Source organism: Pseudomonas marvdashtae, from assembly GCF_014268655.2.
Classification (GTDB): domain Bacteria; phylum Pseudomonadota; class Gammaproteobacteria; order Pseudomonadales; family Pseudomonadaceae; genus Aquipseudomonas; species Aquipseudomonas marvdashtae.
The window spans coordinates 2,152,956-2,169,123 of the sequence record NZ_JABWQX020000001.1 but is presented as its reverse complement, the minus strand read 5'-3'; the positions used below and the strand labels follow the sequence as shown (position 1 = coordinate 2,169,123).

Here is a 16,168-nt window from a genome sequence, read left to right as displayed (position 1 = left end):
TGCCCCCCTTTCAAATCGACCGCTGGTTAACACGCTTCATCAGTTCCTCTGCGGACTCCTTGCGCTCAGAATAACGATCCACCAGATAGTCCTGACGGTCGCGAAGCAGCAGCGTGAATTTCACCAACTCCTCCATCACGTCCACGACACGGTCATAGAACGCAGAAGGTTTCATCCGACCGTTATCGTCGAATTCCATATAGGCCTTGGGCACGGACGATTGATTGGGGATGGTGAACATGCGCATCCAACGTCCCAGCACTCGCAGCTGATTGACCACGTTGAACGATTGCGAGCCACCGCACACCTGCATGACCGCCAGGGTTTTACCCTGCGTCGGGCGTACCGCGCCCATGGCCAGAGGCACCCAATCGATCTGTGCTTTGAACACAGCGCTCATGTTTCCGTGACGCTCTGGAGAGCACCAGACCTGCCCCTCGGACCACAACACCCAGTCGCGCAGCTCCTTCACGCGTGGATGGTCGTCGGGGGCGTCATCTGGCAGTGGCAAACCTGACGGATTGAAAATCCGCGTCTCGGCGCCGAAGTGCTCCAGCAATCGAGCGGCCTCCTCCACCAACAGACGACTGAAGGAGCGCTCACGAGTGGACCCGTACAGCAGCAAGATGTGCGGCTTGTGGACGGAGGTCTTTTCGATACCGAGCTTGTCTGCTGAGGGAAGATCAGCCAGTTCGGTATCGAGCTGAGGAATGGCGTCATCAAACATAGTCTTTGTCCTGCACAACGGCGCTTTTGGATTCATCGAACCAGCGGCGTTTCAGCCAGAGGGCCACACCGACCAGGGAAATCAATACCGGCACCTCTACCAACGGTCCAATCACCGTGGCGAAAGCGATCGGGGAAGCCAGGCCGAAGGTGGCAATGGCCACGGCAATCGCCAGTTCGAAGTTATTGCTGGCGGCTGTAAAAGCCAGTGCGGTGGTACGTGGGTAGTCAGCTTCGAGTAATTTGCCCATCCAGAAGCTGATGAAAAACATCACCACGAAGTAGATCGTCAGTGGAATGGCGATGCGCAACACATCCAGGGGCAACTGCAGCACCACGTCGCCCTTGAGGCTGAACATGGCCACGATAGTCAAGAGCAGCGCCACCAGCGTCAGCGGGCTAATCTTTGGAATGAAGCGCTCCTGAAACCAGGCTTCGCCTTTACGAGCGATGAGGATCTTGCGGGTCAGGAATCCTGCCAGGAATGGCACACCCAGGTAGATCAGCACCGACTCGGCAATGCTGACAAAGCTGGTTTCAATCACGCTGCCTTCCAGTCCGAACAGCGGTGGCAACAGCCCCAAGAAGCCCCAGGCATACAGACTGAAAAACAGGATCTGAAAAATGCTGTTGAAGGCCACGAGTCCGGCGACGTACTGATTGTTGCCACCCGCGATCTGGTTCCAGACCAAGACCATCGCGATGCAACGAGCCAAACCGATGAGGATCAGACCGGTCATGTACTCCGGCTGGTCCCGCAGGAAGATGATCGCCAATGCAAACATCAAAACCGGGCCGATGACCCAGTTCTGGACCAGAGACAAAACGAGGATGCGCTTGTCCTTGAAGACCTCCGGCAGTTCCTCATAACGAACCTTGGCCAGAGGCGGATACATCATCACGATCAGGCCGATAGCGATGGGGATATTGGTTGTGCCCACAGAAAGACTGTTGAGCCACTGCGGCCAGCCTTCGAACAGACTCCCCAGACCGATGCCCAAAGCCATGGCGAGAAAAATCCACAGCGTGAGGTAACGGTCCAGAAATGAAAGGCGGCTTTTACTCATGATCATTTGCTCCTGTGGTTACAGCGTGCCAATGAGAGCCAGCTCTGCCTTGAGCTGCTCGGCATTCAGTTGAGAAAGCGGTAAAGCCAGGAAGGCTTGGATACGGGTTTTGATCTGCTCCAGGGTGGCTTCAAACGCCGCCTCTATCTCTTCCTGAGTTCCGTGGTATTCCGAAGGGTCAGCCAACCCCCAGTGCGCCTTGGTGGCCGGCCCGAAAAAGACAGGACATGCCTCCCCGGCAGCCTTGTCGCATACCGTGATGACGAAATCAGGTGCCAAGTTCATATGGGCATCACTGGACTTGCTGGACAGCCCGAGCGTCGAGATACCCGCCTTTTCCAACGTTTTGAGACTCAGCGGGTGCACTTCGCCTTTGGGTTGACTACCCGCGCTGTAGGCTTTCATGCCGTCAGGCGCCAAATGATTGAAGACCGCTTCACAAAGGATGCTGCGGCAGCTGTTGGCAGTGCAGAGAAAAAGGATTTTCATCGAGCGGTCTCATAGTCGAGGGCGGAATCAAGCGACCTTGTTTTCACAGCACACGGCTGCACGTTCAGGACGGTCACCCATTTCATCAAGGCGCTTGGCATCAGGGCTTAACCAATGCTTGTTGCTTTCGAACGTAATCGTCAGCACTTGATGAACCCAATCGGGGAGATTTGGGTGCAGCCGGTAATAAACCCATTGGCCTTGCCGGCGGTCCGAAAGCAGCCCGCACGTGCGCAACTGCGCCAGGTGCCTGGAGATTTTTGGCTGACTCTCGTTCAACGCGCAGGTCAGTTCGCAAACACAAAGCTCTCCTTCGCGCGTGATGAGCAGCATGGTGCGGACACGGGTTTCATCAGCCAGGCATTTAAAAACAGTGGTGGGTGTCAGATGGTCAGCCATATGGATTCTCAGCGTTTGGTTTTCACCAAGACAAACATCTTGATGCGCTCATGAATTTCATGAAGCGTGTGGCGAAATGCGTCGGGCTTGGTGCTGGCGACCGGATCCTCGAAACTCCAAGCCAACACTTCGCCAGCACCCGGTAAGGATTGGCACTCCGCTGCTGCTTTATCGCACAACGTGATGACGAAATCGAAACGCTCACCTCGAAACTCGTCGATCGACTTACTACGCAGCCCTTCGGTACTCACCCCAAGGTGGGAGAGCGCGTCAAAGGTACGTGGATCGACCTGGGTGGGAACGGTGCCGGCGCTGAACGCCTCGAAATGCTCCGAATCGGTATGGCGCAGCAGCGCTTGCGCCAACTGCGAGCGGGCAGCGTTGGCGGTACAAATGAACAGAACACGGGTTTTGCTGGTCATCGTGGAGATCTCAGCTAACATACGGTTTATCGAATATACGTTTCCATGCATGAGCAGTAAAGCCGTAGGCCGAAGAAAACTCTGAAAAAGTCATATTCTCCGTTCACTCCACTGCCAAGCCCCACATTTACTGGGATAGCACAAAATTACCCAGCAGAACTTCAGCGTGCGCATCTGGAAAATCAGATATATGAATTTTGTAATAAGCCTGTCATGCACTTGGGGGTAGCCTCGGCTCCGATCCAACCAACCTGGAGCCTGAGAGATGAAAAAACTGACAATCACCATTGCCTTGCTGGCCAGCCTGTTTACAGGCATCAGCTTCGCGAGCCAGTACGACAAGCCCGGATTCTTTACCAAAGTGGAAGACGGCCGCCTTTGGGTCTTCTATTCAGGCTCAGAACAGTTGAAGGAATTCAAGGCGCACGGCGAGCCGGCCAAGCAGTACACGGCAGTCGGGGCAGGCCCAGAGGGGATGACCGTTAAGTCCGGTGACGAGAAAGCGCTCAAGGACTATTTGAGTAGGGTCAAGAAATAAGACAGCTACCCGGATCCACCCTGAAACAAGGGGTGGATCCGGTAGATGGATGCTAGCCTTTGCAACAACCAGGCGAGGCCCGAGAAGCAACTTCAACCGCGTCGCCTCCAGCCCCACAACAAGAGCGCTGAACTGGCGAAACCTCCGATCGATCATCAGCCTCATCGAAGTTCGAGTTGCAAATGCCAGTCTCCGGAAGGACCAGCTCAACCCTTTTGGCCGCATCCCAATCGCCGGCCAATGCCGCGACAACAGACCGTATCTGCTCATAGCCCGTCATCAACAAAAACGTTGGTGCTCGGCCATAGCTTTTCATTCCCACAATGAACAAGCCTTCCTCGGGATGCGACAGCTCTACCGCGCCATGGGGCCTGACCGTACCGCAGCTGTGCTCGTTGGGATCAATCATTGGTGCGAGCACCACTGGGCTTTGGGTCGCAGGATCGAGTGCGATACGTAGCTCGCTGAGCAGGCTCATGTCAGGGCGGAATCCAGTCGCCACAATCAGCTCGTCCGAGGGTGGAAGTAACTGCCCTCTCGCCTTCACGACCACTCCCTGGCCATCGCCGGCAATCTGATCGATAGCGACGTTCCTGAACAGCTCGATCACGCCGTCATCCAATAACCGGCGAATCTTCAGGCCGAGCTTTCCGCGCTCTTCCAATTGGTCATGTGCACCGCCACCCAGAATGCGCTCAAGAGAGTTACCCCGGATCGCCCAGAGCACTTTGGTTTGCGGCGCCTCCTGAGTCAGTCGCACCAGATCCTGAAGGGCGTTGAACGCGGAGTGACCACCACCTACCACCAGCACTCTTTTGTTGGCATAACGATTCCTGGCGCGCCCCAATACCTGCGGAATGCCGTACGTAATGTGCGCTGCATGCTCAATCTCGCCTAAAGCAGGGATGCCATGGGCGCCCATCCAGTTGGGTGTCAGGTAGGTGCCCGAGGCATCAATGACAGCGCGGGCCAGCACATCTTGTTCACCCGCTGCTCCTGCGACACGCAGTAAAAAAGGCGCTGCCGATCTGCCCTGGGTCTTCATCACATCCTGACCGAGGCGCGTGACCGCCAGAACACGGGTCTTGAGCTGCAAGTGACGCTTGATCTGGTCCAGGTCCGCGAGCGGTCGAACAAATCGGTCCAACAGTTCACGGCCCGTTGGATACTCGTTTTCCGGTGGTGGAATCCAACCATTGGCGAGCAAAAGCTTGGCCGCCTCCTTGTCCACGTTGAACTGCCATGGAGAAAACATCTTCACGTGCGCCCATTCTTCAATACTGGACCCGGCTTTCGGGCCAGCTTCCAGAATCAGCGGTGTGAGACCTCTGGCCAGCAGGTGAGCGGCGGCGGCAAGGCCCACTGGACCCGCGCCAATGATGGCGACCGGAAGTTGATTGTTCTCCATGTTTGAGTCCTTCTTCAGGCTGGCTGATTGATCGGAAACAGGCGTTCGACAATCGCGCAGTCGAGCCAGCGACCTTCGAGACAAGCGTGTTTTTCATACACCCCCACCTGGCGGAAACCGCAGGCTGCGCACAAAGCGAGGCTGGCGTGATTGAAGGTAAAAATGCGTGAAAGGACTTTCCAGAATCCGTGCGTTTCGGCTTCTTTCAACAATGACTGAAGTAACTGCTTGCCGAGTCCCTGACCGCGAATACTGCTATCCAGGTAGATGGAAAAGTCCGCAATGCCGTCGTAACAGGCGCGAGCGCGGTAACTACTGAGCCCAGCCCACCCAACAACCTGATCCGCCTCATCGACCATGACCAACACCGGATAACGCTCAATAGAGTTGATGCGTTCAAGCATGTCTGCCGGGCTTCGAGGTGTCGTTTCGAACGTAGAGCTGCGTTCTTCGATTCCCTGGTTGTAGATGGCCGCAATTGAAACTGTGTCGTTGGGTTCAGCTGAACGAACTCGCATTTGGGAGCCCCATTGAGTTGGTAGTAACAACATTATTGGCAAAAAAAGGGAAGCGCTCCCCTTTCAATCCTTCTTCACGGCTGGGCAGCAGTCACTCGCGAGCCCGCAGCGAATCTCCGTGGCCCGTGTAATCTGCCTGAGCAAACTCAGCGCTCCTTGCCTGGCTTCAGCCGAGAGGTTCTCGATCATCCCTCGCTCCTCGGCAATCAGGTCAGTCCTGATTTTCTCGTATAACTCACGTCCAGCATCCGTTGCCTGGATTCGTACTGCACGCCGATCCTCATCATCCTCAACGCGGGACACATACCCTTTGCGTTCCAGGGTATCTACCACACGGCTTGCCGTGCTTTTGTCCAAGAACATTTCTTCTGCCAACACCTGAAGGCGCAGAGCGCCCTTCTTGACCAGCGTCTCGACGGCATAACATTGGGTTACCGATACGTCGTAGCAGCAGATCCGATCCCGATCCCGAAACTGGTACACACGCACCAACTGGTTCAACGCCTCATACAATTCCTCGGCATCCTGAGTCAGCGGGTCATTTTTACGCTTTGCCATAATCGTCACAAATTAGTTGTCAGTCACAACAGTAAGCCTGATTCCTGGAAATCGTCAACACTGATATCTCGATTGACGATAGCCAGAGGAAGGCGCTAGCTTGTTGTTACTAACAACAAAAATATGGACGTACCCGCTGTGACGCTTCCAGAGCAGATTCATCCTCCGATCAATCGCTCCAGGCTCGTGTGGGCCATGGGGTTCACCCAGATTCTTGCCTGGGGTTCGACCTACTACTTGCCGGCGGTGCTTGCGTCTCCGATAGCCAAAGAGACGGGATGGTCCATCACCAGTGTGGTGGGCGGCCTGTCCTGGGGGTTGCTGGTGGCGGGAGCGTCCTCGCCGGCCGTTGGTCGTCAGATTGACCGCCGTGGTGGGCGCTCTGTCCTGGCCGCCAGTTCGCTGCTGCTGGCTCTCGGCATGCTATTGATGGGACTCGCGGACAACATTGCCACCTACTATGTCGCCTGGACTCTGATCGGCGTTGCCATGGCGGCAGGCCTATACGACGCCGCCTTCTCAACCTTGGGCCGACTTTTCGGCGAGTCGGCTCGAACGTCAGTCACCGGGCTGACCTTATTGGGTGGCTTCGCCAGCACCCTAGGTTGGCCGGTGATTGCGGGACTGGAGAGTTGGATCGGCTGGCGAAACGCCTGCCTTACCCTCGCCGCAACTCATCTGCTGATCGGATTGCCCATCCATGCGTTGTTGATTCCTGGAAGCACAAAGCAACCGCCCCACCCCGTAGCAGTAGAATCACCCAATGCATCCGAGCTTCGCCCTAGTGCCACCCACCAATTGTTTTTGCTGATTGCCGCCATGCTGACGGTTCTGGCGCTGGTCGTATCAGGTATCTCAGTACACCTGCTCAATGTCCTCAAGCAATTGGGCATCGCGACTGCCGTGGCCTTAGCCATCGGCATGGTGATTGGTCCTGCGCAAGTTTTGGCACGGGTGGCGGAGTTTTCCGTAGGCAGGCACCTCCATCCAACCTGGTCCGCACGGGCCGGTGTGTTGCTGTGTTTGATTGGGCTTGGGCTGCTGATTGCAGGCCTGCCCTGGCTGGCCTTTGTGGCGATAGCATTTTACGGCGCCGGTAACGGCATCCTCACCATCGCTCGCGGTACCCTCCCCTTGGCGCTGTTCGGGCCTCAAGGGTATGGCGTACGAATGGGACTGCTCGCAAGACCCGTCCTGGTCGCCCAAGCCTGCGGCCCCATCGCCGCCGCTTACGTTCTGGACAGCTTCGGAGCATCAGTTCTGCTAAGCGTGATGTGCGGGCTTCTGTTGCTGTGCTTCATCGCCACTTGGCGCCTGCCAACTACACAAAAAGACATGTAGACGCGGTGCTGAGCGGGAAAACTGATTCCTGGCATCAAGCGAACACGGGGTGCGATGCATTGCCGATGTAGCGCATCAAACTGGGGATGATGTGAGAAGCATCTGGCCCAACGCCTCTAAGGGTGGCCGAGGCAAAATTGCGCTGCTTCGGTAATCCCACGAAATACAAACCCGGCACATGCTCCGCCTCTCCGTTGCGTTGAGTCAGAGTTTCGTTTCCCGCCACGTGCAGACCTGCCAAAAAACCAAGATTCGGACGAAACCCTGTCGCAAAAATCAGACTGTCCACCTCAGCATGCTGCCCATCAGCCCAGATAACGCCCGTTGGCGTTACCTGCGTGAACATTGGTTTGCGTTCAAAAACTCCCCGCTTCATGGCTCGACGATAGGTGCCGTCATCCAGCACAGGGGTACTTTGATCATTCAACCAACGAGTCTTCTCCAGTCCTGTCCACTTGAGCCAAGCATGGAAATCCACACCGAGGACTTTTCGCGGAAAAAACCGAATCGATTCCCTCGTTGCCAATACGACTCGGCTGACTTGAGCCAATTCATGGGCAATTTGTACAGCAGAGTTGGCCGCACCGATGACCACGACGCGTTGATCACCGAAGCCGTCGACATTTCGGTAATCCGCACTGTGTAAACGTTGCCCGCGAAAACTTCCCAGCCCTGGAATGTCAGGGATGAAAGGCTGATTGAATCCACCTGTGCAAACGATCAATGCTTTTGAGCGGAAACACTGGCCATCCGATGTGTGAAGCAAAAATAGTCCATCCTCCCTGCGCACGTTCTGGACGCGTATGTTCTGCCGGATGGGTAGCTGGAAAGCGTCCGCGTACTGCTCCAGATAACGTATGACTTCATCGCGTAGCGGGTAATGCTTGGCGTGCGCCGGAAATGGCATTCCGGGTAACGATGAGTAAGCAGCAGGGGAAAAAAGTCTCAGGTTGTCGTAATAATTGCGCCAATTTCCACCTGGCTGGCTCTCGGCATCCAGGATAAGAAACCTGAGGTTCTGCTGCTGCAGATGCCAACCGCACGCGAGCCCAGCTTGGCCCGCACCAACAACGATGACATCCGTGGACTCGTTAACTACGTTCATATGTGCACATCCATGCATATATACAGATAAATAAAAACTACTTTGGTGCACCAGGGCAGCAAAACGGGGCCAGACTCTTCATGTGCCGGAGAATGGCTTCGAGCCGTGTCACCACCGCCGGTCCATCCACCTCATAGAACATCTGCCGACTGACCTTCGTAGCACGGACGATGCCCGCCTCTAACAGCACTTGCAGATGTCGGGATACCACTGAACGCTCTTGAGGCAGCCCTTCGGCAATCTCGGCGATATCCGCTCGCCCCAGTTGCATGACTCGCTTGAGCACAGCTACCCGCGACGGCTCGCACAGAGCCTTGAAGAAGGCTCCATCGAGAGAGTCGATAGCAGCATCAATTGCACAGGTACGTGTAGAGGTTGGGTTTGTCATGTGCGGGACTATATGTGCACGCTAATACACACGTCAACTTGCCGAAGAAGTGCCCGACGGTCAGCTTGGGGTGGATTGCGTTGAAACATCGTTTCGCAATTTCTGACCATGGAAGAGTACGTTGCTCTAGAAGGCGGAGCACCCAGGCGCTGATCCTCACCGCGCTGCAAGCAATCGCCGGCATACCCTATTGCATTGGCAGCAATGAACGCAATGAGCTGCACCGGGTCTTCGCAGCTATCACCTCATCTATTCACGTCAGCAGGCCAAACACGCCCATGAGACGGCCAAAAACCCACGTCATGTCGTATTTTATCGTGTGGCGAGCGACGACGTGATCGAGGTCGTCCGACTTCTTCATGACGCCATGGACGCGCAGTTGCACTTGCCTAGCGACCAATCACCGACCTAACAAGTCATAGCTTTACCGGCCATGGTCAGCGGAGCTAGAGCACCCTCCTCTACATTTCAACCCGAGCGCCCTTGCGGTCAGCCGAGTCGCAATCGCCGGCGGCTTCATTGTATACTCCGGATCCGCATACCCTTGAGCTACAGGAACATCAGCATGACTGTACTCCAAACGATCTACTGGCAGCCTACGCCGCCTTAGCGCTACGCCCCCTCACAACACCTTGCTTCCGCTAGCTTCGCTCGCGGGTGCGCACTGCTGTACGCCTGGTTCTACACCTTAAGCACACAGCAAAAATCCTCAAAATTTGAATTTGCATCAATTCGCTCGCCTTCCTTTGGCGTGCGCGATGCTTTGCCTTGGATATTTCTATGCTGCAAACACTTAAACAAACGTGGCTGTCCAACGTCCGTGGCGATGCGCTCGCGGGACTGGTGGTCGCACTCGCGCTGATCCCGGAAGCCATCGCTTTTTCCATCATCGCCGGCGTCGACCCCAAGGTCGGTCTCTACGCCTCCTTCTGTATCTGTGCTGTCATCGCTTTTGTCGGCGGGCGCCCCGGAATGATCTCAGCGGCGACCGGCGCCATGGCACTGCTGATGGTTACGCTGGTAAAAGAGCATGGACTACAGTACCTGCTGGCCGCGACTCTGCTATGTGGCGTACTTCAAATCCTTGCCGGTTACCTGAAGCTTGGCTCGTTGATGCGCTTTGTTTCACGTTCGGTAGTCACCGGTTTCGTAAACGCACTGGCGATCCTGATTTTCATGGCGCAGTTGCCCGAACTTACGAATGTCTCCTGGCACGTCTACGCCATGACCGCAGCGGGCCTCGGGATCATCTACCTGTTCCCTTACGTACCGAAGATCGGCAAGCTGATCCCTTCACCGCTGGTATGCATCCTGACCCTGACGGCGGTTGCGATTTATCTGGGCCTGGATATCCGCACCGTAGGTGACATGGGCCAACTGCCGGACACACTGCCGATTTTTCTGTGGCCTGACGTCCCGCTGAACTTTGAAACCCTGCGCATCATCTTCCCCTACTCTGCCGCGCTGGCCGTCGTGGGCCTGTTGGAGTCCATGATGACGGCGACCATCGTCGATGACCTGACCGATACCACTAGCAACAAAAATCGGGAGTGCAAGGGCCAAGGCATTGCCAACATCGCTGCCGGGATGCTCGGCGGCATGGCGGGTTGCGCCATGATCGGCCAGTCGATCATCAACGTAAAATCCGGTGGTCGCACACGTCTCTCGACATTGTGCGCGGGTATTTTCTTGCTGCTGATGGTGGTATTCCTCGGCGAATGGCTCTCCAAGATACCGATGGCTGCACTTGTCGCAGTGATGATCATGGTGTCTATCGGGACCTTCAGTTGGGATTCCCTGCGTAATTTGAAAGAGCATCCGCTGTCGACCAATCTCGTCATGGTCGCGACGGTTGTAGTCGTCGTGGCAACGCATAACTTGGCCTTTGGCGTACTGGTAGGCGTGCTGTTGGCTGCGCTGTTCTTCGCCAACAAAGTCGGACACTACCTGGAGATCAAGAGCACGCTTGAGGAGGCACCGTCCCATCGGACATATCGCGTGGTGGGCCAAGTATTCTTCAGTTCGGCAGACAAGTTCACCGAAGCTTTTGATTTCAAGGAAGCGCTCAACAAGATCACCATCGATCTTACACAGGCGCATTTCTGGGACATCACCGCCGTCGCAGCGCTGGATAAAGTGGTGATCAAGTTCCGTCGCGAAGGTGCCGAGGTTGAAGTGCTGGGCCTGAATGAGGCCAGCGCCACAATTGTTGACCGCTTTGGCGTGCATGACAAACCTGACGCCATCGACAAACTCATGAGCCACTAAGGAGACCAAAAATGACTCACGTAATGGCATGCATTGATAGCTCACCCTCCTCGCCGGCGGTCAGCGACTACGCAGCATGGGCATCGCAACGGCTTAATGCGCCGCTGACACTGCTCCATGTTCTAGACCAAGAAAAATACCCGGCGTCAGCCGATCTCAGCGGCAACATCGGCCTGGGTAGCAGAGAGCATTTGCTGGAGGAGCTGGCCACACTGGATGCCCGGCGTGCAAAGCTCGCCCTGGAGCATGGCCAGCACCTGCTTGAAATGGCCCAAGAGCGGATGATCGCCTCCGGTGCGGTAGCGCCTGATCTGAAACAGCGACATGGCCACCTCGTCGAAAGCCTGAGCTGCCTCCAGGACGACATCCGTCTGCTGGTGATTGGGCGAGTGGGTGAAGACAGTAAGCAAGGCGCTAATAGTCTTGGCAGCCAGATTGAAGCCGTTGTCCGTGCAATCCACCGTCCCATCCTGATCACCGCCAGCCACTTTAAAAAACCTGGAAAAGTCATGCTGGCATTTGACGGGAGCGCCACGGCTCATAAGACCGTAGAGATGCTTGCTTCAAGCACGCTGTGCACAGGTCTGTCGGTTCATATCGTTATGGTTGGAGCGGATTCTGAGGACAACCGAAAAGAGCTGGAGAAAGCACGATGCACACTGGTCTCGTCTGGCCTGAAGGTTCAAGCCGAGATCCTGACAGGTGAGGTAGAGACGGTTCTGCATGCCTATCAAGCCGAGCACATGATTGACCTGCTAGTAATGGGCGCGTACGGACACTCGCGTATCAGGCAGTTCCTGGTGGGCAGTACGACTACGACGATGCTTCGAACGACTGCGCTCCCGGTACTGCTGCTTCGCTGAAGAGTCGACCACAGTATTTCAATACCCTGAAATACTGTGGTTATCTGATCCCTGGCGATATCACGCAAAGCGCGAGCATCGCGTAGACCTGTTCGACTAGCCGGGCTGTTTGCTGCCCAGCACCAACGCAACACCCCCCAGCACAGCGGCGGATGCCAACACCATCCTTACGCTAAGGCTTTCCCCCAGAAAAACGATACCAGCCAGCGAAGCCAGGATGGGCACGCTCAACTGCACCGTCGCGGCTTGAAACGCTGCAAGATAACGCACCGCGACGTACCAGACCGCGTAGCCAACGCCCGACGCCAGCGCGCCGGAAAGAACCGCATAAAATACTCCCAGCAGATCCCAACGCAGCTCTGAGAGAAACGGCAAACTTGCAACCAAGACCAGGGGAATCGAGCGCAGAAAATTGCCGGCTGTGGTTGCCAGCGGATCGGCGACAGTTTTGCCAAGCAGTGAATAGATCCCCCATGCCACCCCCGATAACAGCATCGTGAGTGCGCTAACGGGGTCAGGTGCTGCGGCACCTGGAAGCAGCAGACTGACCAAGCCAGCAATCGCCAGCACAAACCCAACGACTGCCAACGTGTGCATCCGCTCGCCTTTGAACATGCCGTACAGAACCATGCTCAGCTGAACCGCGCCAAACAGCAGCAATGCCCCCGTCCCGGTCTCCAAATGACGGTACGCGAAGGAAAAAGCAAAGACGTAAACGAACAAGGCAGCGGCCCCCTGCCAACTGCCTTTGCCTATGGTTGAGGTCCGCCTCAAGGCACACAACAGCCATAACACCAAGGCCCCGCTGGCCAGCCGGACAACGCTGAAACTCGCAGCATCAATGTCGGTGTGCTTAAGCGCCAGGCGGCACAGCAAGGAGTTCGCGGCAAAGGCGAGCATGGCGAAACAGATCATCGCGATCAATCTTGCCGAGGCTGACGAGCTGGACGCCTTCGTTACGGGGTTGCTTATTGTCATGGTCGATCCCAATGCCTAGGCAGGCTCTCAGAACTCTTGACGCCACCGCGCCCTTAAAAACACGTTAAACGCCTCTGTACCGATCGGTCAATACAACTATCTTCCTGCAACCATGGGATGAGCTTCGCCCGTCTGTATCCTTCACCGCGCACGCATGGGTATGATTGGCGCTCAACCGGTTGGAATTGACCCATGGGAAAAAAGAACGCCGTCGTCGCTGCCGAACCTGCTGAAACAAGCACTAAGGAGCGGATACTGAAGATCGCTGCGCAGCTGTTCTCGACGCGCGGGTTTCACGCAACCGGCATGGCTGAGTTGGAAAAAGCCACTGGCCTGGCTCGAGGCGCGCTGTATTACCACATCGGCAGCAAGGAAGAATTGCTGTTCGAAATCACCAGCCGGTATTTGCGAGTGCTCATCGCAGAAGGTACGCCCCTGTGCGAGAGCGACCAGCCTGCAGAAGATAAATTTCGCCAATTCTCGGCCATCGTGATGCGCACGATTGTCACCCACCTGGCCGAAATGACGGTGTGTTTTCGAGAAGTGTATTCGGTCATTGGCGAGCGCCAGACTGAATTGCTCGACCTGCACCGGCAGTATGAAAAGCTCTGGTCGAATATCCTCAAGGCTGGCGTGAGCGAGGGGACCTTCCGCACATCTGACTCGTTAGCCGTGAAGGCTATTCTTGGCATCCACCACTACAGCTACTTGTGGATCAAGCCCGGTGGCCCGCGCTCTCCGGAATCCATCGCGACGTTCTTTTGCGACACCCTCCTGCCCGGACTGAAGGTTGAGCCGCGCCCGGCTTGACTGTCATCAGCGGCGCTTCAAGTGCGCCGCTTTCCTCCCCCCCTCATTCACCCGCCATCACCGATGGTCGTCCTTGCGACTGGACCACGCGCGTTTTTCGTTCTAGGCTTACCTACAGACCGACCGATCGGTCTGTAGAGTCGCCGTTGGGTCCAGCCCGACAAAGGAATCAGAGGGAACAACAATGACAAAAAAATCCATGGTCCCCGCCAAGCAAGACATGCCTCAAACATCTTTGGCTCGCAGGGATTTCTTGATTAAAAGCGGGGCCGTTATCGGTACTGCTGCCTTTGCTCTGGGCGATAGCGACCTGGTCAACGCAGAGACGACCAACGTCGCCCCTCTTGATCCGAACCTGCCCCTTGAAGTCCCGCAATGGACCCGTAGCCTTGGCACCCCCACGGCAAGCCCTTATGGCAAACCTTCAACGTTCGAAACCAAAGCGGTCAGGAATTTATATCCCGGCCTGAAGGACACGATGTCCGCCTACAGCACCTCGCCACTTCAAGAGTTGGACGGCATCATTACCCCGAACGGCCTGTTCTATGAGCGCCATCACGCGGGCGTCCCGCAAATCGATCCGGCGCAACACCGGCTGGTGATCCACGGCCTCACCGAAAACGCCTTGATCTTTACCGTGGACGAGATACGCCAGTTCCCCGCCGTGTCACGCGTGCACTTCATGGAGTGTTCGGGCAACCCATCGTTTCTACCTCCCTGGGGCAAAACCGCCGCCGAAGTCAGTGGCCTGGTGAGTTGTGCTGAGTGGACTGGCGTTACCCTGAAGACCCTGCTGGATGAAGCCGGGCTCAAACCGCAAGCCAAGTGGATCATTGCCGAAGGTGCGGACGGCGCGGCAATGACACGCAGCATTCCCATCGAGAAATGCCTGGACGATGTGATGGTTGTCTACAGCCAGAACGGCGAGCGTCTAAGGCCGGAACAGGGCTACCCGCTGCGCCTGTTTGTCCCCGGCTACGAGGGCAATACCCACATCAAATGGCTACGCCGACTTCATGTCACCGATGCGCCCGCCTACAGCCGGGAAGAAACTGCCAAATACACCGACTTGATGGCCGACGGCAAAGCCCGGAAATTTTCCTTTGTCATGGAATGCAAATCGCTGGTCACCTACCCTTCCGGCACCCAGAAACTGACGCGCAAGGGTCTGCATGAGATGCGTGGCATCGCCTGGAGCGGCCACGGCAAAATCACCCGCGTTGACGTTTCCGTCGATGGTGGCAACAACTGGACGCAAGCCAGGTTACAGGAGCCCATTCTGACCAAGGCGCTGACCGCCTTCAGGGCGCCTTTCGAATGGAACGGCCAAGAGTTGATGATCATGAGCCGCGCCATCGACGAAACCGGATATGTTCAGCCGATGCTGGAACAGCTGATCGATGAACGCGGCAAGGTCTCTTTCTACCACAACAACTCGGTGCAACCGTGGCGCGTGTCCAGCAATGGGGAGGTGACCAATGGACGGGCTTAAAGGTGGTTCGTTATTCATAGGTTTGCTTTGCGCCTGTGCGCTGACCCATGCCTCGGCACAATCCCAATACGGTTTGGGCACTCAGGCTACCGACGCGCAGATCGCCAGTTGGAACATCGATGTGGCGCCCGACGGCAAGGCTTTGCCTCCAGGGCGCGCGACGGTGGCGGACGGGGAAAAGGTCTACATGAACAGCTGCGTCAGTTGCCATGGCGTGAAGCTCGAAGGCGGCGTCGGTCCTGCGTTGGTGGGGGGCGAAGGAACCCTGACTACTGACAAACCGCTCAAGACAGTCGGCAGCTATTGGCCCTATGCAACGACGCTTTTCGACTACATCCGCAGAGCCATGCCCTTCCAGGCGCCACAGTCATTGTCCAACGAACAAGTCTACGCAGTGACCGGCTACATCCTGCACATGAACAAGCTGCTGGACGCCAACGCGACCGTGGATGCAGCGACCTTGGCGGATGTAAAGATGCCGAATCGAGACGGTTTTTATACCGATGACAGACCGGACAGCAAGGCTGTTGCCTGTATGTCGAACTGTTTGAAAGCTCACTGACGGGTCAAAAAATGTAAAAACCACTCGCCGATAAACTGTTTCTTCTCAACGAGCTTTGCTGATGAAGCGCGCCAGTTCGCCAGCAACAACGGTCGACCGCTTACATGGGTCCACGCTTTGAAGAACCAACGTCCCGCGTCCCAGTCGTAGCGTAACTTCGTCACTGTGCATCGCAGCAAATATTGCTTCGACCTTAGCATTTAGTACATGGCCGCCCTGACTGTAGAGCTCGTAAG

The 16,168-nt window shown here is 56.3% G+C and carries 18 protein-coding genes and 1 pseudogene; 8 read left to right on the top strand and 11 right to left on the bottom strand.

Going from position 1 to position 16,168, the window contains the following annotated elements:
* Positions 1-10: 10 nt before the first annotated feature.
* From arsH to HU742_RS09965, 5 genes are read right to left on the bottom strand one after another with little or no spacing between them, the layout of a single operon-like run.
* Positions 11-727 (bottom strand): arsenical resistance protein ArsH, encoded by a 717-nt coding sequence (arsH, locus tag HU742_RS09985; RefSeq protein ID WP_186642372.1) that lies wholly within the window; start codon positions 725-727, stop codon positions 11-13.
* Positions 720-1,793, bottom strand: a complete 1,074-nt coding sequence (gene arsB / locus HU742_RS09980) for an ACR3 family arsenite efflux transporter (protein WP_186642371.1) — start codon at positions 1,791-1,793, stop codon at positions 720-722. The genes arsH and arsB overlap by 8 nt, the downstream gene beginning before the upstream one ends.
* A gap of 18 nt (positions 1,794-1,811) precedes the next feature.
* A complete protein-coding gene (locus tag HU742_RS09975; protein ID WP_039588713.1) occupies positions 1,812-2,282 on the bottom strand; it encodes an arsenate reductase ArsC in 471 nt (156 codons plus the stop codon).
* Positions 2,283-2,309: 27 nt separating this feature from the next.
* Positions 2,310-2,681 (bottom strand): metalloregulator ArsR/SmtB family transcription factor, encoded by a 372-nt coding sequence (locus HU742_RS09970; RefSeq protein ID WP_082112043.1) that lies wholly within the window; start codon positions 2,679-2,681, stop codon positions 2,310-2,312.
* Positions 2,682-2,689: 8 nt separating this feature from the next.
* On the bottom strand, positions 2,690-3,103 hold the full coding sequence (locus HU742_RS09965) for an arsenate reductase ArsC (RefSeq protein WP_039588714.1): 414 nt from the start codon (positions 3,101-3,103) through the stop codon (positions 2,690-2,692).
* 265 nt (positions 3,104-3,368) lie between these two features.
* On the opposite strand from HU742_RS09965, the gene HU742_RS09960 reads away from it, so the two are divergent.
* On the top strand, positions 3,369-3,641 hold the full coding sequence (locus HU742_RS09960; RefSeq protein WP_039588715.1) for a hypothetical protein: 273 nt from the start codon (positions 3,369-3,371) through the stop codon (positions 3,639-3,641).
* A 52-nt stretch (positions 3,642-3,693) separates the two neighbouring features.
* Here HU742_RS09960 and HU742_RS09955 read toward each other — a convergent pair whose 3' ends face one another.
* From HU742_RS09955 to HU742_RS09945, 3 genes are all read right to left on the bottom strand, one after another.
* A complete protein-coding gene (locus tag HU742_RS09955) occupies positions 3,694-5,049 on the bottom strand; it encodes an FAD-dependent oxidoreductase (RefSeq protein WP_186642370.1) in 1,356 nt (451 codons plus the stop codon).
* A gap of 14 nt (positions 5,050-5,063) precedes the next feature.
* Complete coding sequence (locus HU742_RS09950; protein WP_186642369.1) at positions 5,064-5,567, bottom strand: arsinothricin resistance N-acetyltransferase ArsN1 family A; 504 nt, start codon at positions 5,565-5,567, stop codon at positions 5,064-5,066.
* Positions 5,568-5,630: 63 nt separating this feature from the next.
* Positions 5,631-6,125 (bottom strand): MarR family winged helix-turn-helix transcriptional regulator, encoded by a 495-nt coding sequence (locus HU742_RS09945; protein WP_186642368.1) that lies wholly within the window; start codon positions 6,123-6,125, stop codon positions 5,631-5,633.
* Between the two features lie 195 nt (positions 6,126-6,320).
* Here HU742_RS09945 and HU742_RS09940 point away from each other — a divergent pair, with 195 nt between their 5' ends.
* Positions 6,321-7,466, top strand: coding sequence for an MFS transporter (locus tag HU742_RS09940; RefSeq protein ID WP_186642367.1), 1,146 nt, complete (start codon positions 6,321-6,323; stop codon positions 7,464-7,466).
* 34 nt (positions 7,467-7,500) lie between these two features.
* Here the strand turns inward: HU742_RS09940 and HU742_RS09935 are convergent, their stop codons facing one another.
* Both HU742_RS09935 and HU742_RS09930 read right to left on the bottom strand, forming a co-directional pair.
* Positions 7,501-8,571, bottom strand: coding sequence for a flavin-containing monooxygenase (locus HU742_RS09935; RefSeq protein ID WP_186642366.1), 1,071 nt, complete (start codon positions 8,569-8,571; stop codon positions 7,501-7,503).
* A 37-nt stretch (positions 8,572-8,608) separates the two neighbouring features.
* Positions 8,609-8,959: an ArsR/SmtB family transcription factor gene (locus HU742_RS09930; protein WP_186642365.1), complete on the bottom strand. Its 351-nt coding sequence runs from the start codon at positions 8,957-8,959 to the stop codon at positions 8,609-8,611.
* A gap of 131 nt (positions 8,960-9,090) precedes the next feature.
* Between HU742_RS09930 and HU742_RS26960 the strand changes: the two are divergent.
* From HU742_RS26960 to HU742_RS09915, 3 genes and pseudogenes are all read left to right on the top strand, one after another.
* A pseudogene (locus HU742_RS26960) lies at positions 9,091-9,371 on the top strand (type II toxin-antitoxin system RelE/ParE family toxin); the annotation flags it as partial.
* Between the two features lie 368 nt (positions 9,372-9,739).
* Complete coding sequence (locus tag HU742_RS09920; RefSeq protein ID WP_186642364.1) at positions 9,740-11,227, top strand: SulP family inorganic anion transporter; 1,488 nt, start codon at positions 9,740-9,742, stop codon at positions 11,225-11,227.
* An 11-nt stretch (positions 11,228-11,238) separates the two neighbouring features.
* Positions 11,239-12,090, top strand: coding sequence for a universal stress protein (locus HU742_RS09915; RefSeq protein WP_186642363.1), 852 nt, complete (start codon positions 11,239-11,241; stop codon positions 12,088-12,090).
* Between the two features lie 96 nt (positions 12,091-12,186).
* On the opposite strand, the gene HU742_RS09910 is transcribed toward HU742_RS09915, so the two are convergent.
* Positions 12,187-13,068 (bottom strand): DMT family transporter, encoded by an 882-nt coding sequence (locus HU742_RS09910; RefSeq protein WP_186642362.1) that lies wholly within the window; start codon positions 13,066-13,068, stop codon positions 12,187-12,189.
* Between the two features lie 192 nt (positions 13,069-13,260).
* On the opposite strand from HU742_RS09910, the gene HU742_RS09905 reads away from it, so the two are divergent.
* The 3 genes from HU742_RS09905 (at position 13,261) to HU742_RS09895 (ending at position 15,932) form a co-directional block, all read left to right on the top strand.
* On the top strand, positions 13,261-13,878 hold the full coding sequence (locus HU742_RS09905) for a TetR/AcrR family transcriptional regulator (protein ID WP_025214418.1): 618 nt from the start codon (positions 13,261-13,263) through the stop codon (positions 13,876-13,878).
* A gap of 184 nt (positions 13,879-14,062) precedes the next feature.
* Complete coding sequence (soxC, locus tag HU742_RS09900) at positions 14,063-15,370, top strand: sulfite dehydrogenase (protein WP_225923553.1); 1,308 nt, start codon at positions 14,063-14,065, stop codon at positions 15,368-15,370.
* Positions 15,357-15,932 carry a c-type cytochrome gene (locus HU742_RS09895; RefSeq protein ID WP_186642361.1) on the top strand — a complete coding sequence of 192 codons (576 nt, stop codon included), beginning with the start codon at positions 15,357-15,359 and terminating at the stop codon, positions 15,930-15,932. The genes soxC and HU742_RS09895 overlap by 14 nt, the downstream gene beginning before the upstream one ends.
* The last annotated feature ends 236 nt before the right edge of the window (positions 15,933-16,168 follow it).